The 23,834-nt window shown below is 38.4% G+C and carries 18 protein-coding genes and 1 pseudogene; all 19 read right to left on the bottom strand.

Going from position 1 to position 23,834, the window contains the following annotated elements; all coding sequences use genetic code 11:
- Positions 1 to 20: 20 nt before the first annotated feature.
- The 19 genes and pseudogenes from NYE38_RS06510 to NYE38_RS06420 all read right to left on the bottom strand — a co-directional run bounded on the left by NYE38_RS06510 (position 21) and on the right by NYE38_RS06420 (position 23,795).
- Positions 21 to 2,906: a type 2 lanthipeptide synthetase LanM family protein gene (locus NYE38_RS06510; RefSeq protein ID WP_025649635.1), complete on the bottom strand. Its 2,886-nt coding sequence runs from the start codon at positions 2,904 to 2,906 to the stop codon at positions 21 to 23.
- 88 nt (positions 2,907 to 2,994) lie between these two features.
- Positions 2,995 to 3,171 (bottom strand): class II lanthipeptide, LchA2/BrtA2 family, encoded by a 177-nt coding sequence (locus tag NYE38_RS06505; RefSeq protein WP_017417596.1) that lies wholly within the window; start codon positions 3,169 to 3,171, stop codon positions 2,995 to 2,997.
- Positions 3,172 to 3,207: 36 nt separating this feature from the next.
- On the bottom strand, positions 3,208 to 3,384 hold the full coding sequence (locus NYE38_RS06500) for a class II lanthipeptide, LchA2/BrtA2 family (RefSeq protein ID WP_017417595.1): 177 nt from the start codon (positions 3,382 to 3,384) through the stop codon (positions 3,208 to 3,210).
- Positions 3,385 to 3,590: 206 nt separating this feature from the next.
- On the bottom strand, positions 3,591 to 5,738 hold the full coding sequence (locus NYE38_RS06495) for a peptidase domain-containing ABC transporter (RefSeq protein WP_017417594.1): 2,148 nt from the start codon (positions 5,736 to 5,738) through the stop codon (positions 3,591 to 3,593).
- A complete protein-coding gene (locus tag NYE38_RS06490; protein ID WP_017417593.1) occupies positions 5,728 to 8,910 on the bottom strand; it encodes a type 2 lanthipeptide synthetase LanM family protein in 3,183 nt (1,060 codons plus the stop codon). Before NYE38_RS06490 ends, NYE38_RS06495 begins: the two co-directional genes overlap by 11 nt.
- Positions 8,911 to 8,996: 86 nt before the next feature.
- The gene (locus NYE38_RS06485) at positions 8,997 to 9,179 is read right to left on the bottom strand and encodes a plantaricin C family lantibiotic (protein ID WP_003154891.1); all 183 of its coding nucleotides are present in this window, start codon (positions 9,177 to 9,179) and stop codon (positions 8,997 to 8,999) included.
- 192 nt (positions 9,180 to 9,371) lie between these two features.
- Positions 9,372 to 10,037 (bottom strand): response regulator transcription factor, encoded by a 666-nt coding sequence (locus NYE38_RS06480; RefSeq protein ID WP_017417592.1) that lies wholly within the window; start codon positions 10,035 to 10,037, stop codon positions 9,372 to 9,374.
- Positions 10,038 to 10,048: 11 nt separating this feature from the next.
- On the bottom strand, positions 10,049 to 11,299 hold the full coding sequence (locus NYE38_RS06475) for an ATP-binding protein (RefSeq protein WP_017417591.1): 1,251 nt from the start codon (positions 11,297 to 11,299) through the stop codon (positions 10,049 to 10,051).
- Positions 11,300 to 11,364: 65 nt separating this feature from the next.
- Entirely contained in the window at positions 11,365 to 11,556 is a 192-nt protein-coding gene (locus NYE38_RS06470; RefSeq protein WP_003154894.1) for a hypothetical protein, read from the bottom strand.
- Positions 11,557 to 11,573: 17 nt separating this feature from the next.
- Complete coding sequence (locus tag NYE38_RS06465; protein WP_017417590.1) at positions 11,574 to 12,305, bottom strand: ABC transporter permease; 732 nt, start codon at positions 12,303 to 12,305, stop codon at positions 11,574 to 11,576.
- Complete coding sequence (locus NYE38_RS06460) at positions 12,286 to 13,221, bottom strand: ATP-binding cassette domain-containing protein (protein WP_017417589.1); 936 nt, start codon at positions 13,219 to 13,221, stop codon at positions 12,286 to 12,288. Before NYE38_RS06460 ends, NYE38_RS06465 begins: the two co-directional genes overlap by 20 nt.
- A gap of 119 nt (positions 13,222 to 13,340) precedes the next feature.
- Entirely contained in the window at positions 13,341 to 14,699 is a 1,359-nt protein-coding gene (locus tag NYE38_RS06455; protein ID WP_017417588.1) for a HAMP domain-containing sensor histidine kinase, read from the bottom strand.
- Positions 14,696 to 15,367 (bottom strand): response regulator transcription factor, encoded by a 672-nt coding sequence (locus tag NYE38_RS06450; protein ID WP_015417275.1) that lies wholly within the window; start codon positions 15,365 to 15,367, stop codon positions 14,696 to 14,698. Before NYE38_RS06450 ends, NYE38_RS06455 begins: the two co-directional genes overlap by 4 nt.
- 184 nt (positions 15,368 to 15,551) lie before the next feature.
- Positions 15,552 to 17,045, bottom strand: a complete 1,494-nt coding sequence (locus tag NYE38_RS06445) for an altronate dehydratase family protein (RefSeq protein ID WP_063636819.1) — start codon at positions 17,043 to 17,045, stop codon at positions 15,552 to 15,554.
- Entirely contained in the window at positions 17,042 to 18,487 is a 1,446-nt protein-coding gene (locus NYE38_RS06440) for a tagaturonate reductase (RefSeq protein ID WP_017417586.1), read from the bottom strand. The genes NYE38_RS06445 and NYE38_RS06440 overlap by 4 nt, the downstream gene beginning before the upstream one ends.
- Before the next feature lie 75 nt (positions 18,488 to 18,562).
- On the bottom strand, positions 18,563 to 19,561 hold the full coding sequence (locus NYE38_RS06435) for a LacI family DNA-binding transcriptional regulator (RefSeq protein ID WP_014417511.1): 999 nt from the start codon (positions 19,559 to 19,561) through the stop codon (positions 18,563 to 18,565).
- A 70-nt stretch (positions 19,562 to 19,631) separates the two neighbouring features.
- Positions 19,632 to 21,009, bottom strand: a pseudogene (locus NYE38_RS06430) (glycoside-pentoside-hexuronide (GPH):cation symporter).
- Between the two features lie 24 nt (positions 21,010 to 21,033).
- Positions 21,034 to 22,431, bottom strand: a complete 1,398-nt coding sequence (uxaC, locus tag NYE38_RS06425; protein WP_025649629.1) for a glucuronate isomerase — start codon at positions 22,429 to 22,431, stop codon at positions 21,034 to 21,036.
- A gap of 185 nt (positions 22,432 to 22,616) precedes the next feature.
- Positions 22,617 to 23,795 carry an NAD(P)/FAD-dependent oxidoreductase gene (locus NYE38_RS06420; RefSeq protein ID WP_014417508.1) on the bottom strand — a complete coding sequence of 393 codons (1,179 nt, stop codon included), beginning with the start codon at positions 23,793 to 23,795 and terminating at the stop codon, positions 22,617 to 22,619.
- Positions 23,796 to 23,834 lie beyond the last annotated feature (39 nt).

The following is a 23,834-nucleotide window of genomic DNA, read 5'->3' as shown; positions in this document are numbered from 1 at the left end:
TTTATATAGGAAATCCCCCCTCAATCCAAAGCCAATGGGGTGGGAATTTCTTTATTAACTAGCCTTAAGAGTGCATATAATTGTCCGGTTTTCCCTAACATCATACCAAGTCCCGAATGATCATTTCTTATTCCATTTTGCCATCCATTTTTTAACAGAGTCTCTTTAAAATGGTTAACCCATATATTAATTGTATTCTCAATCTCTTGCTTGCGATTTTTAAAGAGAGATAATTCCTTAATAGCGTGAAGTACATCTATATTCCCCATCGTTCCATGGCATAATGAGTAGCCCTGACGGTGGAAATTTCCATTCAGCAATGTGTCATCTAAAGACTCATTAATATACCCAACGTGAATACGCCCGTCTACATTCTCGTATATCCTGCTTCTTCCAAGAAGAATACCGCAAGACCCATGACACCACATTGCGGAAGAATAATCCAACTCATTTTTTCTGTTATCTCTCCATTTATTTATTTTAATATCAAAAAATTTATCTTCGTATTTGAGAGCTGATTCAATCAGTCTAAGTACTTCTCCAGATGCCTCAATATGCGCATAATATTCAGATAGTGCATAACAAATCCCAGTAATACCGTGAGAAAACCCTGCTAAAACAATATTCTCATCCGCGTCGGATTTCCAATATGCTTCATTTCTATTTTGAATCGCTCTTTTGCATATTTCTTTACAAACTGCCCTTGCCGTATCTTCCATTAATTCAGTCCGATGATACCTGCCAAGCTGAATCACAACCTTTAATATACCTGCGAGTCCGCCTATAAAATCAGTATGTGTTATTTGACCGGTTTCCTGACGAAGTTTCTCTAAGTATGCTTTACACATACTATTCACTTCATTTTCCGAATAAAGTCCGGTATCTCTCATTTTATTGACAAAATAGATATAAGAACTTGACCCGTAAAAAGCAGAGAAATTTGTTTTATAAATACTGTGCTCATATATTTGATTAATTGAATTCACTATTTTACGAAGAACCGATTTGACTTTTTCATCATTATAAATAAAATCATAAGCTGAAAAATAAAGCCCCACTCCAGCTAACCCATCGTACAGCCCAAAACTCAGCGGTCCTACGGATAAGGTGCCATTGGGAGCCGAGACTATTGATACCCATTGAAGATATTTCTCCGATTCGATTGCTTGTTTTAATATACAATCTGTTTCTATTTGAATCAGCTCTTTGATTTGTATGTCATTTTTAAAATATCCAGGTACAAAATCATCAATTTGATTTTTATAAATAATATCCAAATTAGCCGCTGTGGAGCTTAAGGCCATATTTATCAAGCTCACTTGCTGATGCATGTCTTCTTCCGACATATTCGCTAAACGAGTTAAAACTTCTTGTTTAGCGCTTTGTTTCATAATCCCTGTATCCACCACATGTATTGAATTTGAATAAACCCTTTTTTCACTAATAGGAGCATTAAAATAGGGTATATCACCGATCATCATATCCTTGATCTCAAATGGACTGATGGAATCAAATACTTCATATTTTGTATAAGCATCCTTAATAAAAGATAAAACCCTTATCCTTTCTCCATAATCTTTTAAATACATAGGATGGAGGAGGGTTTCAAGAAATGAAGCATAAACATATGTAGGTCTGACAATAATTCTAATAGGGGCATAATTTAAATCCCTTATAAGGTTCCGTATATATAAATCTTCTTTCAAAATAAAGTATATTCTTTTGAAACCTTCAATAAATTCTCTTTCAAATTCAAAGCATTCTGCTACTTTATTTTTGTAAACAGGAAGATTCCTTCCTCTTTTGAAGAGATATTGTTTCTTTCTCATAGAAATTTTATCTGTTTTTATATGAAGTACTTCTTCTTTTTCACCTTTTTGATTTTCTGTGTTTATCAAGCCTCCTATATTAGTCAGCCCGTTATCTTCCGGAAAACTCATATAGTTAAAAAGTGCAGATTTTAATATTGTTTTATTTACCTGTGCTGATGCCATTAAATTAACATTTTCCTTGTTCTCCTCAGAAAAAAAGAGGCTGCTTTGAAACAGAGTCTCAAGATCAACCAACACCGGTTTATCACGACATGCTATGATATTTTCAAAATGAAAATCTGACCCTTGAAAAGCATAAATAAATCCTAAATGCATTCCAAATTGGTAATAATAATTTCTTACCTGTTCAATATTATCGCACGGTTCAGACTGTACATACTCTTGCCACCCGTACTCACCTTGATCCAAGGATAAAGGTGTTTTTAAATTAGTTTGATAATACTGATTGACATAATCAATGACCTTTTCATAAAAAACATCAATTTCAAGTGAACGGGGTTTATAAACGAGTTTGTTATTTTCAAATTCAATAATAACAACACTTTTACCCCCATTATGAACATCTCCTGCATTCATATTAATCTTTCTCATTTTTCCGAACGAAAGATTGAATTTTTGTTGGATTTTTTTATAGTCATTAACCCAATGTTTAATAATAGATATAGTGAAGCGTATAAAATCAGAGGTGGATCTGGAGATTAAACCTTGCAATACAGGATAATTATTGAGTATTTCTTCAACAAATGCGGAGTTTTTCAGCCTTTCTGAGAATATATCATAATTTTTAGATTCATTTTTTTGATCAAACTCGTCAAAAGTTTGATGAAACTCATGGATAAGTGTTTTCCCCGCCAAATAGTATATTTTTTTCTTATAATTAATTAATATCGATTCAACTAGACATCCCTTATCCAGTAAACTTTCGGATGGTATTCTATCTATTTCTTTAACAATCTGAGCTTTAAAAATACTTATATAATATTGCGCAAAACCTTCGAAATAATCCTCTTCTTTAAAAACATTTAACATAGAGTTTTCATAAACATAGTTATCCGAATTCTGTGTTTTGTTCACATTTATCACTTCCTTATATATTCTTGACTGTCTTCGACAAAAAAGAAAAAGAATATGTACGCATATACATATTCTTTTCCGGTTATGATTAATCGTTACATGGACTGACAATGGACGCACACTTTGTCGTCGGACAGCCTGCTAAAGAGATTGGTATTGTGATGGTTGTCGGCGTTACGGTCATCGGGGTTGCATCTGATCCCCCTGCAAGGTTTTTTAATTCTTCTTCAGTCATTGGAGTCAGTGCTTGAAAATCTTTTTTCATGTTAATTCCTCCTATTGTTTGAGTTTTTTATAAATTTCAGTCGTTACATGGACTGACAATAGACGCACATTTAGTCGTCGGACAGCCTGCTAAAGAGATTGGTATTGTGATGGTTGTCGGTGTTACAGTCATTGGAGTTGCCTCCGATCCCCCCGCCAATTCTTTTAATTCTTCCTCAGTCATTAGTTCCAATGCTAAAAATTCTTTTTTCATTAAAAATCCCCCCGATTGTTTTTTATACTTGCCTTTGCGGACATGCGCAGCCTACTGTGATAGTTGGACAAATATGATTTGTGATTGGATATGTTGTTATTGATACTGAGTTTTGCCCTCCAACAAGCTCTTTTAATTCTTGTTCTGATGTTTCATACAACGCGCTGAAGTTCTTTTTCATATTCCATATTTCACCTCCTTTCAAGTTAATAAGTCTGCTGCAGTTGCGATTCATATTTGGCCTTAATGGTCTTTAAGTTTCCATTTTCAATCTCGTAGACAGATTCGGAGAATTCGAGCCATTCGGTTCTATGAGTAATAGAAATTACAGTGATATCCTTTTTGTAAATGTTATTTAATATATTTAATTCTGTATCCTTATCCAAATTGCTTGTTCCTTCATCTATAAATAGAATTTGCGGATTTTTCGCTAATACTCTGGCTATTGAGATTCTCTGCCGCTGTCCACCTGATAAGGTAATACCATTTTCTCCAATCATGGTATGATACCCCATGGGCATTTTTATAATATCCTCATGAATACATGCTTCTTTTGCAGCTTGTACAACTTCTTCCATTGTTATTTTTTCATTGAAATATTTTATATTATTTATAATAGTGTCATTAAACAGATTGACATCTTGAACAATATAACCTAACGTTTCTCTCAGCTTAACCATATTAACGTCCTCTATTTTGAATTCACCGTAGCAAATTTCTCCTGCTGTTTTTTGATAAAGGCCGGCAATGATTTTAATCAAAGTAGATTTCCCGCTTCCAGTTTTTCCAATTAATGTGATTTTTTCTCTCGGCCGGATCATAAAATTTATATTATTCAAAATATAATCGTTTCCATTGTAGCTGAAATCAATATTTTTCAAGCTGATATTATGAGCGGCCGGGTTAAATAGTTCACTGCTTTTATCATTTACTTCCTCATCTTTTTCGTCCAGTACAGCTTCAACGCGGTCTACCATTTCTTCGACTAATTTAATAGACTCAAGACTGCCGATAATTGATCCAAGCGGTGACATAAACCGTCCGGCAATGTTAGAAAAAGCAATTACTGCGCCTAGCGTAAGGCCTATAGATACTGCTGACCAAGTACCCACAATTAAAATAAATAATGGCAAAGATAGATTGATTGCATTGGAGACCGCACCCAGTAAAGATGAATAATTCATTCTTTTAGAGAAATAATCTAACTGATGATTAAAGTTATAATTTAATTGGCTCTCAATATTCCTGGTTTCTCCTATTGTTTTTATAAATGTCATTGATCTTAAGATTTCGATTAGCTGGCTCTGAAAATTGGATTGACTATTTACTTCCTGTTTTGTGAACATTTCAATTTTCGGAAGCAAAATTTTAGTACTCATCACCTGTATAGCTGCTCCCAATAAAACTATAAAAGATAATATCGGGGAATAAACAAACATGACTATGAAAAATACAAATATAAGACTGATATCTAATATCAAAGTAGACGCTAACCTGGAAATGACTTCACGAATTACAGCAATGTTATGGATTCTAGTTGAGATATCCCCGGCAGTATTCGCCTCAAAAAACTTTAATGGAAGACTAAATATTTTATGAATTATTTTATCAGTCATACTCTTATTAATTTTTAATTGCAGTTTGATAATAAATTTCATTCTGAGTAAGGACAGACTAAAGAATAATGCGATTGAAACAATAACAATCATGAAAAGCATTGGTATGGGAAGAATTTTCTCATTCCCGTCAATAAATGAATCAATAATATATTGAGTCAAAAAAGGGGTCATTAAGTTTAATGCTTGAAAAATAAAAGTGAAACTTATAATAACCCCCAATAATTTTTTATCTTTCAAAAGATATTTTCCGATCTTTCTAAATGAAGACACATCTTTTAATGACGAAGCAGTCTTATCCTTTCTCTCAATTTCGTTCTTTCTGATTAACATAATAGAAATGCCATTATAGAAGGTTTTGAACTCTTCTAATGTGATTGTCAGTCTGCCAGATGAAGGGTCTATAATTTTAACGTTATCTGTGCCAAATGCGTCCACAACTACAAAATGATTATGATTCCAATGAACAATTAGCGGATGGTTTTTATTTAACTCTTTAAGCTGCGTTATATTGTCTGTGCGGAATGCTTTGAAATCATAATCGAATGTTTCAGAAATCCTTTTCATTTCAATTAAATCAGTGCCGTCTCTTCCGATAATTTCTTTATTTAATTTTAATTTGTTAGGATTGATTTTTATTCCCTCAGCCCTGCTCAAAACCATGGCTAAACAAGTAATACCGCAATCAAATTGATTTCTTTGAAGAATAACCGGAAGCTTTCTTTTTCTAATTTTCATAAATGTCTCCTAATGTATCTACACGTCCTATTTCAAGGTTGAGAATATTCGGCAATTCCGCGTCTGCTGCATACAGCATTCCATATACGATCCCTGCCAAACCAAGCATTAAATTAGGTGTTTCAACATCCCTTCCCACTCCGCATTGGTAGAAACCTATATTTTTGTCTTGTACACTCTCCAAAATCAAGTTTTTTCCGATATTTACAAATTGACTTTCACCAGTCTTTTTTCCATATTCGATCAGTATTAAAGCATTTCCCATGTCTCCGTGACAAAGGCTTTGCTCTCGGCCAAAACCGTCATAAAAAATGTTAGAAACGGTTTTATTCAGATCTTTTTTGGCCACTTCGGCAATATCAGGGTGTTTTGAATCTTTCAATTCTAATCTGCTTAATAGAATTCCAGGGGATCCATGGCACCATGCAGATGTTGCAGCTTCATTTACCGTTTTTCTCAGATCAAGCCAGTTACCGTTTACTTTTTTTGAATTTTCAAAAGCAAGTCCTTTTCGGATGTACATACTTATATCTTGATGTTTTGAATGTTTCTCGAGTAATTGAAGGGCATATATCATTCCAGCGTTTCCATGGGAAAAACCCGTTAACGGCTTATTTGCAATACCTTCCCAAGTGACAAAATCCTCATCAAGAAAGATCGCTTGTTTCATTAAAAATGAACCGCATTGTTCAGCCAATGATAAAAAGAATGTATCATTCTCTATTTCAAACGAACGTATCATTACAATAAGAGCCCCCGCTGTGCCCCCGATTATATCCAATTCTTTATCATAAGGAAGCAAAGACGGAATAAGCTGAGCGATTTGTTTTGCATCCTGTTTATATTTTTCGCGTTTAGTATACATATAGAAATTCATTAAAGTATATACTATTGAAGACACTCCGGAAAAAGCACCTACAGACATACTGCTGTCTTCGTCCGGTTTCACCTCAATATCAATAAAACGAGAGACGACATCTTTCATAATTTTTTCAGCAATGTCCAGATACTTTTCTTTTTTCGTGACGCGCCATAAAGCCAGGTAGGTGAAAGCCATCCCGGAAAGCCCGTCGTAAAAGGTATCACCCATAACGGATAAGTTCCATTGAATTTCATCAACTCCAATAGGAGTAGCGTTAAGCCAAGAATACGAACTTCCTTTATCTGTGTGTGCTTTGTAAGATTGATTATAAATATAAGCGGCCAATTCCTCTGCTTTTTCTATTAAGATACTTTCTTGGTAACTACTGAAAACATTTTCATATTGTCCTGGTTCTTTTGTTATAAATTCTTTCAAAACAATTTGCCGATCATCCTCCGAAGCAAGCATGGACAGTTCGATAACATAGAGCTGAAACTTTAAATCGTCTTTTGATAAATTTGAAATTCGTTCTTTTACACTTTGAGCTGGTGTTTCCGGAAAGTAATTTTCAATTTTCTTATTTTTTGAGCTTAGTAAGTCTTTCTCATTCAATTTCACTTTGAAATAAGGTATATCATTATTAATTAAATCGTTGAACTCATATTTAACAATAGATTGATATTCATCTTCTTGCTTTGGTCTCTCCCATATTTTTGATAAGAAAATTTCTCTATCAATAGAGTTGTGTAAAAATCTAGGATGAAAACTTAATTCTAATAAAGCAGAATACTTTATTGTCGGTTTTGATATAAACCGAACATATATCTTGTTTTCGCTCTTTTCTATTATGCGAATCAGCTCCGAAGCGTGTTTTAATATAGTCATATATGCTTTTGAAAAACCTTGCTTCAGTTCTTCGACATAATCTTTTGCATATACAAATTTATTCTCAAGCATAGGGTGATTATTAGCTGTATCAATTTCGACATAGTCTCGTTTGACCGACATTTCTGCTGTCTTTAAATTGATAAGCTGAGGAACTTTAATGATCGACTTTGCTTTCCCTTTCCGGCCTATTCCGCTGATGTCGGCTTTGCCCGCAAAGAAAAAAGGAAGCAGTCCTAATGCTCTGACAGATTTATGAAGCTGCGTTTCAGCTTTTTCATAAGCGTCCATCCCATCCTTTTTTTTCTGGTATGCAGGATGAAATAAGGATTCCAAATCAATGAGAACTGGATAGCTCCCGTTGGCAATGAGATTTTCCGAATGAAAATCAACGGCTTTCAATGCATATAACAAACCGATTTGAGCTCCTGTACGCTGATAAAAGTTTTGAACATCTTTTAGACAATTGCATGCTTTAAAAGATATAAATTCAGTCCATCCATATCCGTCTCTGCTAAGGACATTCGGAGTGCTCAATTTTATATCATGATCTCTAATTTTCTCATTCAAAAATTCAATTATCTTTTTATATAATAGATCAATTTCTAAACTTCTCGGCTTATAAATAAGTTTGCCTTCATTTAATGTTATTTTAGTAACCTTTCTCCCATCAGAATGAGAATCACCCATCCCTACTTCAATGTCCCTTATTTTGACTTGTTCTGAAAAACCAAATAAAGAGAGCAGTTCAGGCTTGTCCTTTTCAAAACGGGAGATAAATTCCAGTATGAATTTTTTAAATTTTCTCAGTTCATTTCCGATCACTCTTAATAATACTGGATATTGTTGGAAAAAACTCTCGAGATACTCCGGACTGCACAAAAGAGTTTTATTATAATAACCATATTTTTCTTTAGGAGTCTCCCCTGCCAAAAAACCTTTTTCCCGATTCATATTCATATCCAATACAAGTGTTCTATAGGAGACTTTTAAAATGATTTTTTCTAATTGATTTGAAATACAATGATGAAAAAGAGCCGGTTGTTCCAGCAGATAGTCATAAGAAGGAAACTTTGATTTTTTAAGTAGATCATTGAAGTAAGAGGACACTTTTAACGCAAAAACGTGAAACATGATTTCTTCATTTACGTCTTCTTTTTTAATAGCTTGGTGAGCGATCCCTTTTTTTAGGTTTTCGAAAACATGAACTGTAAAAGCGGATTTATGTAGGGGGGTTTGATATAAGTTTTTCACTTTATCAATTGATTGAATGGATAACACATTATGAATGCTTTCCTGGGCCATTTGAATATCATTCTTATAGATTAATTCTAAGTTTCGATCAAACAGATTCTCATTTTCATCAAATTGAGAGACAGCAGCTTTTTTTTCTTTACTTAATAGAATATTAGTCAGCGAATTCATTTAATATTCATCTCCTTTTAAAAAAGAGGGAGACAGCTGGATCTCCCAGAGCATTGGAAATCTATTTTCTTATTTTCGGATTTGTTTTAACACCAGCAAGTGTGAGTAGGACAAAGACCGCATTCCCAAGTTAACGTACAAAGCTTACCATCATTTCCTTGAGAAATCCCCCGCTGTTCTGCGCCTCCTCCTCCGCTGAATTCACTTAAAGAAATTTCCTCAAGTTCTTCTCTTAAATCACCGGCAAAACGATACATTTTCTCATTCATTAATATTCCTCCCCTTGAGTTTTTGAAATATATTGGATCTGAATCCATATATTTCTATAAATCTATGATAAACGATCTTTTACCTATAGGCACCGAAAAGTCATATTCGGAAAAGCGCTTTTTTTTTGCGCGTTTCCGAAGTATAGGTTATAAAGAAAATCGGGATTAACTGTTCCGTTAATCCCGATTCATTTACTCATATATAGTTTTCATAGAAATTAATGAATATCGATTTGCTTTGATCAGTGCCTCTGTTCTGGATTTTACTCCGAGCTTGTTGTACACACCAGTAAGAATGTATTCAACCGCTCTTTGACTGATCAACAGCTGTGCTGATAATTCCCGGTTTGTCATTCCCTCCGCTACGCCCGCTAAGATATCTTGTTCTCTTTCATTTAAAGTAATATCTCTTATTGTATCTTCAAGCTTATCAATGTTGAACGTATTTGCTTCTGTTCTTCTTAATTGTTTAAAGAGATGGGTAGGAATAATGGTATCTCCTTCAATGACACTTTCAATTACTTTTATCATATGCTCTTCTGTTGAAGACTTACTTATGAACCCGGAAACACCAACTTCAACCAAAAGATTGAAATGGACAGAGATATCAAAACCAGTATAAATTATAATTTTTTGATCGGGACTCTCTCTAAGAATCATTTTTGACAATTCCATTCCATTTAACTCCGGCATATATAAATCAAGTAAAAGTAAGTCATACTCGTAATGCTTAAGGTGATTAAGTACTTCTTTACAGCAAGACAATATTGTTACTCCCATTTTATTGCTTTTTTCAAGAATGGCTTTTGTCCCTTGAGCAACACCAATATGATCATCAATTAATAGAATCTTTATCATGTCAGCGCTCCCTATTCATTTTTCGTACTTATTTCAAACCTTAACAGCAATCCTTCATTTACGCCTGAAGATATATTATGAATACCACTCATACAATTTATACGCTCTTTGATCCCTGTCAGCCCAAAACTGTTTGTTTTTGAATTTACTTTATTCCAATCAATGCCGATTCCATTATCTTCGTAAACAAACATAAGACTTGTTTTTTTTTGAATCATCGTCAAAACAATATAACTGGCTTTTGAGTGTTTAACAGCATTAGTAAGCAGTTCTTGAACAATCCGGTAAAAGTTTATTGTGATATCTTCTGTAAAAATAGAATCATCTTTTACATCTACAAAAAATTCAATATCAAGCTGATAGTTGCTTTTATGTTTATCAATCAGGACTTGAATGCTTCGAAGAAGTCCCATCTCCATTAAAAAAGGTGGTCTTAAATCAAAACATTTTTCTCTTATATACTGGATATTGTCCAGCAAAATTTCTCTTATGTAATAAATATCCTTGTATTTCTCAACATGATACTCTAATTCTCTGCATACAAATATCAGCTCTTGAATGATAGAGTCATGAATATCCTGTGCAAGCTTGGTTCTCTCTATTTCTGAAATAGAAAATAAAACCTTAGAAAGTACAGCCGACTTACATTTATGTTGATCGTCTATGATAATTTCATCAATTTTTTTTTGAATCAATAATTTGTTCTGAAGTGCAGATGCTGTGCAGAATGCCAGCATTCGCAGCCAATCTGCTTCGTTTTCACGAATCTTTATAGGGTGTCCTTTATGTGATAAATGAATAAAAACAAATGTATCACACTTCTCCCCGATAAACAGAATTGATCCGCTGGCGGTTTCACGTATTTCTCCTATCTTAAAATTTGAAATGTTTATGTTAGGAACCTGAATGTGATTTCCTTTCAATTTTAATGTTTTTTTGTCATAGTTTATAAGAGCAATCTGCTTTCCTAAGAGCACACTCTGTATTTCATTGGTTAGTTCTTTTATCAATTGATCTGCATCGGATCCCTCTTGACATAATTCTGAAAAACGGAACAGGCTGCGAAGATATGTCTTATTTCTGTCATCATAGGTAAAGCATAAACAACTACTGCCGAATATACTTAGAACAAAAAATAGACTATACTGTTTAAACTGTAATTGGCTGTCTGTTATAAGCAAAAGCATAAAAAACAATAATAAGGAGAAAACAAAATTTCTTGCAAACTGCTCAATATTAAGCTTCACCCAATTATCTTTCATTTGTATCCAAGCCCCTTACTAAGGAAAATAAGGGAATCCCTTTGAATCCCCTTAAAATGAAAAAGTTACTTTACACTTATTAAAATATAAACAGCAAAGGCAACAATGTATACCAGAAATGATCCAGTCATAAATTTTACAGGTTTTCTTGAAAAGTTTAGTACGCCTCTTAATCCGTCATTCAAAATCATTCCGAAAAAGGTAACCAGTGTAACTCCTAAAGCGAGCATTGAAATCACAAAAATAACTTGCTCCATGTATACTCATCCTCCATTTACATTCTGTTTTTTTTCGAATATACGTATAATCCTGATAAGGACACCAAAACATACAGCCCCATGATCAGTAATCCCCAAACTAAAAGAATTGAATTGGAATATCCCATATCACTTTCAAAAATTTGAATACTGAAACGATAAATAAAAGAAAAAGGAAAGGCTATTGAGACATCACTTGCTAACAGTATCGTCATTATTAAAAAGGAAGCTACACCGGTTATCATGACAACCACTATATTTTTACTTAAAAAAGCAATTAAAGCTGCAATCGGAATGGTTAGCAGGCTCAAAGTAGTAGAAGTAAAAGAAGTCGCTATTAATCTTAATAAGTCGCTTGCTGAGATATCTTCCCGAAAAAAGAAAAACAAGGTGGATAAGTGAATAATATGATTAACAGCTGAAATTAAAAACAAAAATAGAAAAGCTGCAGCTAGCTTTGATAATATCAATTTGAATTTATGATACGGATATGACATCCAATTCAGCATTGTCCTGTTTTTAAATTCTAAATAAAAATAAAAACCTGAAAAAATAAAAATAATAGTCGGAAATAGGGTCGAATACTGATTAAAAACAAACATATAAAATTTGTTCCAATCTGTATTTTCGTTCATAGTCAAAAGACCGATCCCGTTTATGAGAAATGGCAAAAAGCTTAGAAAGAAAATAACATAAATTGATTTCAGTCTTTTAAGTTTTAGAAACTCGTTACGCACTAACAGACTCATGACCTTTCTCCTTTGCCAGCAGTTTTAAATAAAGATCTTCCAAAGATAGCTTAAATCCGTCAATAGGTGCCTTGTTAAATCCACAAGAATTTAATTTCTCTTTCATTTCCGACGGGTGAATTACTGAAATAAACTCGAATTGCTGTTTATTCTTTGAAATAACATGATCCGCAAATTTCTCAATATCCGCCCAATTAATACCCGCTTCAGCTGGAATTTTGTATAAATAAAGATGTTGCGTATTTTTCATAAAGGCTGACTCGAAAATAATCTGCCCCTTATTCATAATAAGCAATTCATCGGCCATGAGATTAATCTCACTTAAAAGGTGACTTGAAATAACGACTGTGGTTCCATTTTTCATTACTTCTTGGATCAGCATTTCACGTACTTCTTTAATACCATATGGATCTAAACCGTTCGTCGGCTCATCCAGCAAAAGCAATGCAGGAGCATGCGCAACTGCTCTGGCAATTCCCAACCTCTGTTTCATTCCTAATGAAGTTTGCGAAAACAGCTTATCTTTATGTTCAAAAAGTCCAACCTTTCCTAAAATCTCATTTATTTCTTCATCAGAAGCTGATTTTTTTAAATAGTTAAGATGTAATTTAATATTCTCAAAAAGATTCAAATTTTCATAAAAGCCAGGAAATTCTATAATGCTTCCTATAGACTGAATCACATCATTATTTGGATTGCCATATAAGTTATTCCCCTCAAAAATCACTTCACCTGAAGTTGGAGGAAATATCCCTAAAAGAACTTTAAGCAATGTCGTTTTTCCTGCACCGTTGGGACCTAATAAACCATATATTTTACCTTTTTCCAATGTTAAATTTATATCATGTAAAATTTTTTTCTTTTTTATAGATACATTGATACCTTTGGATATTAAAGCTGGATCAGCCTTTCCCACTTTTCATCATTCCTTTCCGTCTTGTTCTGTTTATAATATAAACTTACGAGGTTAAAAAGAAGATATAATCAAGGTTAATTTACGTTTAAATTTCTCAACATAAAAAATACGTGAAGCCTCTACGGCTTCACGTATTCACTGCTGTTTGGATAAATAATAAAAATCGTCCCGTTTTGATTGCTCTTTATTTTATGTTCAAGCCCCATTTGTTTAAGCATCATATTAATGATCGATAAGCCAATCCCAGCGCCTTTTCTTTCAGATTTATTATTCATTCCCGGGCCCCTATCCTCAATTATGATTACGGGTTTGTTTTCAATTAGCTTTGTCTGTACGGAAACGTATTTTCCTGAATGAGCATGGCGCAAAACATTTTGAAAAATGTTATCAAGAATTCTCTTCAACCAAGTCTCGTCTATTTCCCATACGATGTTTTCCTTCAGATCAATATCTATTGTAAATTGCTCTTTCTCAAAAATCGGATACCAAGCTGTTAACGAAGAACGTATTATCTTTAATATGTCACAACTCTTTTTATGAAGCGGCAATTTACCTGCGGCAAGAAGAGAAAATGATGACAAATTGTCAATCAGTTCGCCCATAAACGTTATTTTATCGTTTATGATGCCTAAAGAATGCCTTCCATTTTCACTGCTTATTTCATTCTTTAACGTAAATGTATGCCCTCTTATAACCGTAAGAGGGGTCCTTAAATCATGAGATAAATCAGCAATCAAGTTTTTTCGGATTTCGCCTTCTTCGCGCTCTTTTTGTCTGCTGTTCCTTAGTTCCTCAACCATCTGGTTGAATGAATATTCCACTTGGCCCAGTTCATCCTTCTGTTTAACTGTTACAAATTCCGGTATGCCGTCATTATCTTGTTTTTTCATATGATTCCCCAAAGAAATTAACCTTTTTTGTATTTTCGCAAAAAACATCCATGAATTAATCACAAAAAGTGAACAGACAAAAATCAAGGCAATAAACCATATATAGGAATACTTAGCCCTCATAACCTCCCATTGAGATCCTATAATTGAGCGCGGAGTTTCTAAAAATGCATATCCGCTGTCTTCACTCCCATTTAAATAAGCACTCAGCAATAAATAATTCTTTTGGTTTTGTTCTATCATTTTAATCAATTCGCTAACGTGAATAACCTCACCCTTTTTGGCCAACCGTTCTGAGTTCGAAAACATCACCTTCCCCTTATCATTTATCCATACAATATCAGAGTGTTTATATTGCTTCATGTGCGGGAACGCAGACGTAATTTCCCGATTGGATTTCCCTGAAAAATCTTCCACATCAGACTTCCAATCACTTTCCAACTTGTTTGGTTCATAGTGTACTTGCCCCTGGTGATCAATCAAGTATGTTAATGTGACATAGTATAGAAAATTCACGCCTAAAAAGGCTATCGGAAAAAACAAAATTGAGGCAACGATATTAATAAGGTATTTGGTTGATAATTTCATTGTTTGATCCTGTATCCAATCCCTCTGATTGTTTCAAGAATTTCCGGCTCATTTGGATTGATCTCGATTTTTTGCCGTAAATGCCGGATATGTACCATCAACGTCTTATCCCCTTCGATATAAGGCTGTTCCCAAATATTTTCATAAATTTGTTCCTTTGTTAATATTTGATTGGGATGTCTAAGCAAAAGCAAAAAAATCCTTAACTGCTTATCAGTTAAAAATATTTCCTCATGACTTTGATGATTTAAAATTCTTTTTTCTTTCAAGTGAACACTTAAGTGTTTTAGCTTCAATTCATGAATGGCAGTCTTGTCAAATCTTCTTAATAATACTTCGATTCGAGCAGCCAGTTCATCGGGATGAAAGGGCTTTGTCACGTAATCATCCGCAAATCCTAAGCCTTTCAGTTTATCTTCCAGACCCGTTCTGGCTGTTAAAAGCAAGAGCGGGATCTGCGGATGTGTTTTTTTCATCCTTTGACCGATTGTAAATCCATCTAAACCGGGCATCATTATATCAAGCACGATCAGATCAGCCTTTTCTATATATGTTTCGTAATTATAGGAAGAAGTGAGCCATATAATCATATAGCCCCGATCTTCTAAATCACCCTTTACAAATTGGCCAATTTCTTGGTCATCTTCAATGTATAAAATGTTATTCATTAGGACCCCCCTCTGAAATATGTGACTGAAAATCAATCTTCCATAATAATTATATATATTATAAAAATCTCCTTTATGTAAGGCACCATTCCATTATTATAACCTATAGATATTCACAATTCATCAAGGGGCAAAACGATCAGTCAACGCGAAAAGGCGGTCTGTTGTCAGATCGCCTTTTCCCTTATAACGTCACACCGGACTTAAAGATTGCAAGCTCCCGAAAATCGTTTTTTTCGTTATTGACGCATTCTCCGCTTGCAACTTTAATAATGTATTGAATAAAATCTCTTACAATGTGATCTTCTGTTGTTTGGTCTTCCGCCAATCTGCCCGCGTTGTAATCAATCCAATGAGGCTTTGATTGAAATAAATCGGTATTTGTTGATACTTTCACAGTCGGGACAAATGTGCCGAACGGCGTGCCTCTTCCGGTTGTAAACAAAACGATGTGACAGCCCGCCGCGGCGAGCGCTGAAGAAGCGATTAAATCATTGCCGGGCGCACTGAGCAGTATCAATCCCTTTGTTTTCAGGGTTTCACCGTATGTCAGCACATCAGAAACCGGTGCAAGACCGGCTTTTTGGGTGCAGCCGAGCGACTTGTCTTCGAGCGTTGAAATGCCGCCTTCCTTATTCCCTGGTGACGGATTTTCATAAATCGGCTGCTCGTGCTTCATAAAATATTGCTTGAAATCATTGATCAATCGGACTGTTTTATGAAACACTTCTTCGCTCGCCGCACGCTGCATGAGAATCGTCTCAGCGCCGAACATCTCAGGCACCTCCGTTAAGACCGTGCTCCCTCCCTGTGCAATCAAGTAATCTGAAAATCTCCCTAATAAAGGGTTTGCGGTGATGCCGGAAAAACCGTCCGACCCGCCGCACTTCAATCCGATGCTCAATTCTGACAGCGGAATCTCCTCACGTTTATCTCCCTTTGCCGCAAGGTGTATCTCTTTAAGTAGCGCAGTCCCTGCTTCAATTTCATCTGTGACAGCCTGTGATTCGAGAAATTTCACCCGATCTCCGTTCACTTCAGAAAGCGTTTCCTTAATCGCCGCCAGCTCATTATTTTCACAGCCGAGCCCTAAAACCAGCACACCGCCCGCATTTGGATGACGGATGGCGTTTATCAGCATTTGTTTCGTATTCTCATGATCATCGCCAAGCTGGGAGCAGCCGTATTGGTGCTTTAAAACCAGCACATTGTCAAAGGGCGCAATGTCTTTCGCCTCTTTTACGAAGCGCTGCAGGATTTTCTCAGCGACGCCGTTTACGCAGCCGACTGTAGGCACGATCCACAGTTCATTCCGGACGCCGGATGTACCGTTTTCTCTTTTGTAGCCTTTAAATGTCCGGTTCTCATTTGTAAAAGGATTGTCCTCGAAGCGCGGTGAATACGTGTATTCTTGCACATCGGATAAATTCGTTTGCAGATTATGGGTATGAATATGCTCGCCGGCCGAAATCCGCCTTGTCGCACGCCCGATCGAAAAACCGTATTTAATGATGCTGCCGTTTTCTTCAATGGTTTGCAGCGCGATTTTATGCCCCCGCTTTACAGGGTCCTTCACTTCAATCGTCAGTCCGTCTGTATGCAGCCGCTCCCCTTTGTTAAAATGGCGCATGGCGAGAAGCACATTATCGTTTTTATGGATTTTTATGACCTCTTTCATTTTACTTCCCCCTTTTTGCCGCAGCATTCATGTAACGCATGCTTCATACCCCGCTTATGAATGACAGACAGAAAAAAAGCCGTTCGTTCAGTCAGCCCCGGAAGATGATTCAGATTCTTCCCCCACAATCGCTCTTCTCCTAATATGGCAGATGCCGCTTGAAACATATCATCTTTGCAACGGGACCGCGCCATTTGAAAACGGTTAAGAACCTCCTCGCCGTCAGCCGGTTTGTTCGGTCCGTTCCAGTATGAATAGATCATGGCGCTGAACGAAAATACCAGCTTCTCAGGTAGCCGGCCCTCCTGTTCGATATAAGCCTTCAGCGTCGGCAGGTTTCTTGTTTTGAATTTCGCGGCGGCGTTAAGGGTAATGCTTTGCAGATAATGTTGGATATAAGGGTTTTTAAACCGCTGTAACACATCTGCCGCGTATTGGGTGACACCCTCCATTTGCAGCACAGGGAGGATTTCTTCATTGATCAGCTCTTCGATGAATCTGCCCGTCACCTCGTGCTCAGCCGCTTCCCGGACGGTTTGCAGTCCGTATAGTAAAGCCACTGGCGCCAATGCCGTGTGAGCGCCGTTTAAGATTCTCACCTTTTTTGTCCTGTAAGGCGTAAGGTCAGACGTGATCAGTGCGTTCAGCCCGGCCTCAGCAAAAGGAAGCTCATTCTGAAGCTGTTCCGGCCCTTCTATCACCCACAAATAATAATGCTCACCGACCACAATCAGACGGTCTTCGTATCCGAGAAAATCGGTAAGTTCTTCCGCGGTATCAACAGGAAATCCGGGAACAATCCGATCCACGAGAGTATTGCAGAAGATGTTCGCGTCATGAATCCATTGAGTAAAATCAGGCTCCAGCTCCCACAGCCCGGCATATTGAAGCACGGCAGCCTTCAGTTTCCGTCCGTTTTCTTCGACCAGTTCACATGGAAGCACAATGCACCCTTTCTCGGCGTCACCCGCAAATGCCTTATAGCGGAAATAAAGGAACGCCGCTAATTTCCCGGGGAATGTTTTTTGAGGCCTATCTTCAAGCCGGTCGCCTTTCTCAAACGTAATTCCCGCTTCTGTCGTATTGGAAATGATAAAACGAAGCTCCTCTTGTGCTGCCAGCCGTTTAAAGGAATCATAGTCAGAAAAAAGATCAATGCCGCGGCTGATGGATTTGACGATCATGTGTTCTTCAGCCGGTTTTCCGTCCTTTATCCCCCGCAAAAAAAGCGTAAACAAACCGTCCTGCTCGTTTAAACGTTTGATTTTCTCAGAGCCTCTCGGCTGTACGGCGACAACGCTTCCGTTAAAATCCGTCAATTGATTCATTTGATCGATCTGCCAGTCTGCGAAGGCCCGCAAAAAGTTGCCTTCGCCGAACTGAAGGACTTTTTCAGGATATTGAATGTATTCACCGCACATCTTTTTATTCAGCTGACGCAAGCTGTCCGCCTCCTTCTGCATTTATGCACACGTTAACATTTTTCTGTACGAAAACCCGGATAATCAGACGGGCCGTTATGTGAGTTTTTTAATTGAATCTCTTATCATCACCTCGGTGTTTTCGTATATTTTTTCCGCCGCCGTATCCGGGTCGGCGATTAGCGCCAAAATCTTCTCTGCGCCGAGTATGCTGATGTTTTCAACCGGGCGTTTTACTGTCGAAAGCCTCGGCGTCATGTATTGGGAAATGCCGATGTCATCAAACCCGATAACGGATATATCTTCCGGAACGTTCAGGCCTTTGGCGAAAATGGCATTCATCGCCCCGATCGCCATATCATCGTTTGAACAAAAAACAGCCGTAGGCGGTGATTGAAGCGCCAAGAGTTTTTCCATCGCCTGACTGCCGCTTTCCATATCATAGCGGCCTTTTACACTGTATTCATGCTTAATCGGAATAGAATGATCAATTAAAGATGTCAAATAGCCTTCTTTCCGCTGAGAAGTTGACCTGAATCCTTCCTTTCCCTCAATGATCGCGATATCTCTGTGTCCGTTTGCGATCAGGCAGTCGACCGCCTGTCTGGAGCCTTCTTTATCGTTTGACAGGATATTCGTGATGCTCCGGTCATCAATGTCCCGGTTCAGCACGACAAGCGGGATGTTTTTCTCGCGAATATGATAAATAAATGAATTATCACTGTCGCTTTGGCTCATTAAAATGATTCCGTCATATCTCATGGGCGTAATGGTTTCAAAGCTTTTCAGGTCGTCAATCGCGCGGACGAACAAATTGTATTCCTCACTGATTGTGCGGTTTACACCTTTGATGGTATCGGAAAAAAAGCTGTGTGAGGTTCCGTTTGTGATGCTTGTAAAAAACAGTCCGATCGTATGGGACTTTTGCATGGCAAGGCTTTTTGCATTTACATTCGGTGTGTAATTCAGCTGTGAAGCGAGCGCTAATATTTTCTGTTTTGTATGCTCTTTAATGTAGGGGCTGCCGTTAAGTGCCCGGGATACAGTGGTGTGGGATACGTTGGCGAGTTTTGCGATATCTTTTATGGTTACCATCGTTTTTCCTTTCTTTCTATATGCTGTCATTTATTTCTATTGTACCATTAACGGACAGTCCATAAAATCACTAAAGTTGAGGTTTTGCATGATGTAAGTCCTGAACGAGCTCGGCATGCTGCCGGTCCGTCAGCTTATACATCAAACCGATAATCAGCATGGCGCACGCTAAAGCGAAAGCCGGGTACAGCAGCAGAAGCCCTTTAATCCCGATTAACGTGCCTTTTGTCTGAGATGCATTCGGGATATAGCCGATAACGCTCAGCCCGATGCCTGAAAGAAAACCTGATAAAGATTGGGCGAGTTTTCTGGAGAAGTTGAAAAGCGAATATGTCGTCGCCTCCTTCCGTTCACCCGTCTTCCATTCTCCGTAATCAATAATGTCCGACACAAGCGCCCACGTAATGCCGTTTGGTATGCTGATCCCGATAAAAGCAATGCTCGCTAACGCCGTAAAGATATATACATTTGACGGGAGACAGAAATTCAGCGCATCAGCCGCGGCGCTGACGGCAAAACCGATTTTTTCCGAAGCGTTTGACGAGTTTCGGCATAAACAAAACACCTAAAAATGAAGAACCGATGATGATAAAACTCATGTAGGACATCAACTCCGCATTGTTGAGATTGTACTGGGCGAAGTAAACAAGCATAGCGGATTTAATGTTATATGCCGATATTGAGAAAATCGTCATGAAAACGACGGTCAGAAGCGGTTTGTTGCCGATAAAGCATTTGAAAACCGACATGACGGACAGCTTTTCTTTCGGCGCTTCACGGACGATAATTCTTTCTTTGCAGTTTCGGTAGCAGATCATAAATCCCGCGATTCCGACTACGGCCATCATTCCCATGACTGCCGGGTAGCCGATGTGAACGTTATCAAAATGAACGAGAATCGGGATGACGATGACACTTGTAATGAGCAGCGCGCCGAGGGAGCCGATCTGGCGGAATGCAGAAAGCGCCGTTCTGTCCTCCGCATCCTGTGTAATGGCCGCGCCGAGGGAGCCGTACGGAATATTGACGAAAGAATAAGCGACCCCCCACAGCATGTAAGAAGCATAGGCGTACACAAGCTTCCAGGTGACGCTCACGTCCGGTGACACAAAAATCAATACGGTCATGACCGCAAGAATAATACTTCCGAATAATAAATACGGCCTGAATTTACCCCGGGGTCCGATCTTTTTTCTGTAGTCAATGGCCGAGCCGACAATCGGATCAGTCACAGCCGCAAACAGCTTGCTGACCAAAAAAATACTGCCGGCGAACGCTGCCGGAATGCCTGCGACATCTGTGAAAAACTTCAGCAAATAGATCTGCCCGAGATCAAACATAAATCCGTTCCCAAAATCTCCAAATCCATAGGATACTTTTTCTTTCAGACTCAGCTTAAGCTCCTTCACTTTTGCGGCAGGTGCTGTCACGACAGGCACATTACTCATAGGCCACCTCTTTCATTCCATTTTTTAAAAGCGGAAATATTCCTCAGCATTCCGGTAACAAATCCCCTCGACAATCTTTCCTAAAAGCTCCATATCGTAAGGCGCTTCGCCTTGTTCCGCCCAGCCGCCGATCAGCGTGCAGACAAGCCGCCTGAAGTATTCATGGCGGGGATAGGACAAGAAACTTCTTGAATCCGTCAGCATCCCGATAAAACGGCTGAACAGGCCTATGTTTGATAACGCTTTCATTTGCTGGAGCATCCCATCTTTCGTGTCATTGAACCACCAGGCTGTGCCGAATTGAATTTTCCCCGGTGTTTTCCCATCCTGAAAGCTGTTGATCATGCTGGCGATAATATAGTTGTCATTCGGATTCAAAGAATACAAAATCGTCTTAGGCAACTGCCGCTTTTTTTCGGCGGAATCTAACAGCCGGGCAAGCGGTTTTGCGATACGTTCATCATTAATTGAGTCATATCCCGTATCAGGACCGAGGCTGCTGAACTTATTTGTATTGGTATTTCTTAACGCGTTAATATGGAACTGCATCGCCCAGTCCAGTTCGGTGTAAAGACCGCAAAGATATTTCAGCGTCCGTGTTTTGAATTTCTTTTCATCTTCAAAAGACACATGCTCTCCGCTTAATCCGGCTGCAAAAATCCGGGCCGCTTCCTCTTCGGTCGTCTCGGCATAAACCATTTGATCTAACGCATGATCCGACACTCTTCCCCCGGCATTGTGAAAAAAGCGGACGCGGGATTCTAACGCATCTAAATACGATTGGTAGGTGGTGACAGCTATTCCGGAAGCGCTCTCCAGCGAACGGACCCAATCGGCAAAACCCGGGCTGCTGATGTCCAGTCCTTTGTCAGGCCGAAATCCGGGCAGCACTTGAACCGGAAAATCACTTTCTTTCAACAGTTCGTGGTATGTCAGCGCATCGGCAGGATCGTCGGTTGTGCAAATGACTTTGACATTTGATTTCAGAATGAGATCCCTTGCGCCAAACCCGTCTCCCTGCAGGAGCTCATTCGTTTTTTTCCAAATAGCCGCGGCCGTTTTTTCATTCAATACGTCATAAATGCCGAACCAGCGCTGCAGCTCTAAATGCGTCCAGCTGTACAGCGGATTGCCTATCGCCATCGGCACCGTTTTTGCCCAGGCGAAAAACTTCTCTTCATCTGAAGCGTTTCCGGTAATGCAGCGCTCTTCAATGCCGTTGGCCCTCATAATCCGCCACTTGTAGTGGTCACCGTAAAGCCATGCCTCCGTAATGGTTGCGAAGGTTTTATTTTCATAGATTTCCTTTGGGCTTAAGTGACAGTGATAATCAATGATCGGCATGTTTTCAGCGTATTCCCGGTACAGCTTTACGGCCGTTTTACTATCCAGTAAAAAATCATCACCCATAAAAGCTTTCACACTTTCATCCTCCCTCTTAAAAATGTTAACGTTAACAAAATGGTTCTTTTTTATTTTAGCTTCCTCTTTCTCACATATCAATCATTTTTATTTTATTTTTCAGAAAATTGTATCCGTTAACATTTTCATACAAAAAAAGACACTGCCGAGAAAGTCCGGCAATGTCTTCTGTGTGATCTTAAGGATTAGTAAGCGAGGCTGAATAATCCTTTGATATGTGTTAAATAACGTACGTTACTTGCTTCTTTCATTAAAGATGCCGGAAGACCTTTCAGCGGAGTAGAGTTCGCTCCGATGATGGCAACCGCGTCTTTACGTCCGAGGCTTGCAAGCGTACCAGAGTTTACAGGCTTGAATGTTTCAAGCGTTTTTCCTTCTAAGTAAGCGAACAGGTTGTAACCGACAAGTTCACCCATCTGCCAAGCGATTTGCGCTGTCGGCGGGTACGGACGGCCGTCCGGCGCAAAGTATACAGCGCTGTCTCCGACAACGAATACATCTTCGTGAGAAGTAGATTGTAAGAAATCGTTAACCGTCGCACGGCCGCGGTTCACTTCGAGGCCAGATTCGCCGACTAACGGGTTGCCTTGTACGCCGCCTGTCCATACAAATGTGTTGGCAACGACTTTTGAACCGTCTTTCAGATCAATAACGTTTCCTTCAACATTTGTAACAGGAAGACCTGTTAAGAACTCAACGCCGCGTTTTTCAAGACTTTTTGTCGCGCGTTCGATAAGGTCATCAGGAAGAACAGGAAGAATTTTCGGACCTGCTTCTACTAATTTCAGTTTGATTTCTTTCGGATCTACGCCGTATTTTTTCGTAAGGTTCGGCATGATGTCAGCAAGCTCACCGACAAGCTCGACGCCTGTTAAGCCGCCGCCGCCGATAAGGATCGTTGCATCAGCTTCGTTTTTCGTTTTAGCGTATTCACGCACACGGTCTTCCACGTGTTTGTATACTTTGTTGGCATCAGCAGCAGATTTCAGCACCATGCTGTTTTCTTCGAGTCCAGGAATGCCGAAATAAGCCGTAACAGAACCAAGTCCGACAACAAGCGCGTCATAAGTCAGCTTAGAACCGTCAGAAAGGGCAACTTCTTTCTTATCAACTGAGAAAGAATTGACTTCTGCGATTTTAATGTCGACGTCTTTTCCTTTCAGAAGTTTTTCAAGCGGCATAGCAACAGCCTGTTCAGACACGTTGCCTGCTGCAAGGCGGTGCAGTTCTGTAATGATTTGGTGAGTCGGGTATTTGTTCACAACGGTTACGCGTGCTTCATCTTTACTGTAATGTTTACGAACGGTTAAAGCAGAAAGAACTCCGCCGTAACCAGCGCCTAAAATGACAATATGTTTTGACATCGTATATCCTCCGTCCTTTATATCAATTTGAATCTGAGA

The organism is Bacillus sp. EU63, from assembly GCF_038592915.1.
Classification (GTDB): domain Bacteria; phylum Bacillota; class Bacilli; order Bacillales; family Bacillaceae; genus Bacillus; species Bacillus velezensis.
Note: the sequence above shows the minus strand (reverse complement) of the source record. Positions and strands in the feature narration are given on the sequence as shown.

What these genes read in the sequence shown, in the direction of transcription:
- NYE38_RS06505 (WP_017417596.1), bottom strand. Translation starts at nt 3,171, where the DNA reads ATGAAAAAAGATTTTCAAGCACTGACTCCAATGACTGAAGAAGAATTA.
- NYE38_RS06500 (WP_017417595.1), bottom strand. Translation starts at nt 3,384, where the DNA reads ATGAAAAAAGAATTTTTAGCATTGGAACTAATGACTGAGGAAGAATTA.
- NYE38_RS06495 (WP_017417594.1), bottom strand. Translation starts at nt 5,738, where the DNA reads ATGAAAATTAGAAAAAGAAAGCTTCCGGTTATTCTTCAAAGAAATCAA.
- NYE38_RS06490 (WP_017417593.1), bottom strand. Translation starts at nt 8,910, where the DNA reads ATGAATTCGCTGACTAATATTCTATTAAGTAAAGAAAAAAAAGCTGCT.
- NYE38_RS06485 (WP_003154891.1), bottom strand. Translation starts at nt 9,179, where the DNA reads ATGAATGAGAAAATGTATCGTTTTGCCGGTGATTTAAGAGAAGAACTT.
- NYE38_RS06480 (WP_017417592.1), bottom strand. Translation starts at nt 10,037, where the DNA reads ATGATAAAGATTCTATTAATTGATGATCATATTGGTGTTGCTCAAGGG.
- NYE38_RS06475 (WP_017417591.1), bottom strand. Translation starts at nt 11,299, where the DNA reads ATGAAAGATAATTGGGTGAAGCTTAATATTGAGCAGTTTGCAAGAAAT.
- NYE38_RS06470 (WP_003154894.1), bottom strand. Translation starts at nt 11,556, where the DNA reads ATGGAGCAAGTTATTTTTGTGATTTCAATGCTCGCTTTAGGAGTTACA.
- NYE38_RS06465 (WP_017417590.1), bottom strand. Translation starts at nt 12,305, where the DNA reads ATGAGTCTGTTAGTGCGTAACGAGTTTCTAAAACTTAAAAGACTGAAA.
- NYE38_RS06455 (WP_017417588.1), bottom strand. Translation starts at nt 14,699, where the DNA reads ATGAAATTATCAACCAAATACCTTATTAATATCGTTGCCTCAATTTTG.
- NYE38_RS06450 (WP_015417275.1), bottom strand. Translation starts at nt 15,367, where the DNA reads ATGAATAACATTTTATACATTGAAGATGACCAAGAAATTGGCCAATTT.
- NYE38_RS06445 (WP_063636819.1), bottom strand. Translation starts at nt 17,045, where the DNA reads ATGAAAGAGGTCATAAAAATCCATAAAAACGATAATGTGCTTCTCGCC.
- NYE38_RS06435 (WP_014417511.1), bottom strand. Translation starts at nt 19,561, where the DNA reads ATGGTAACCATAAAAGATATCGCAAAACTCGCCAACGTATCCCACACC.
- NYE38_RS06420 (WP_014417508.1), bottom strand. Translation starts at nt 23,795, where the DNA reads ATGTCAAAACATATTGTCATTTTAGGCGCTGGTTACGGCGGAGTTCTT.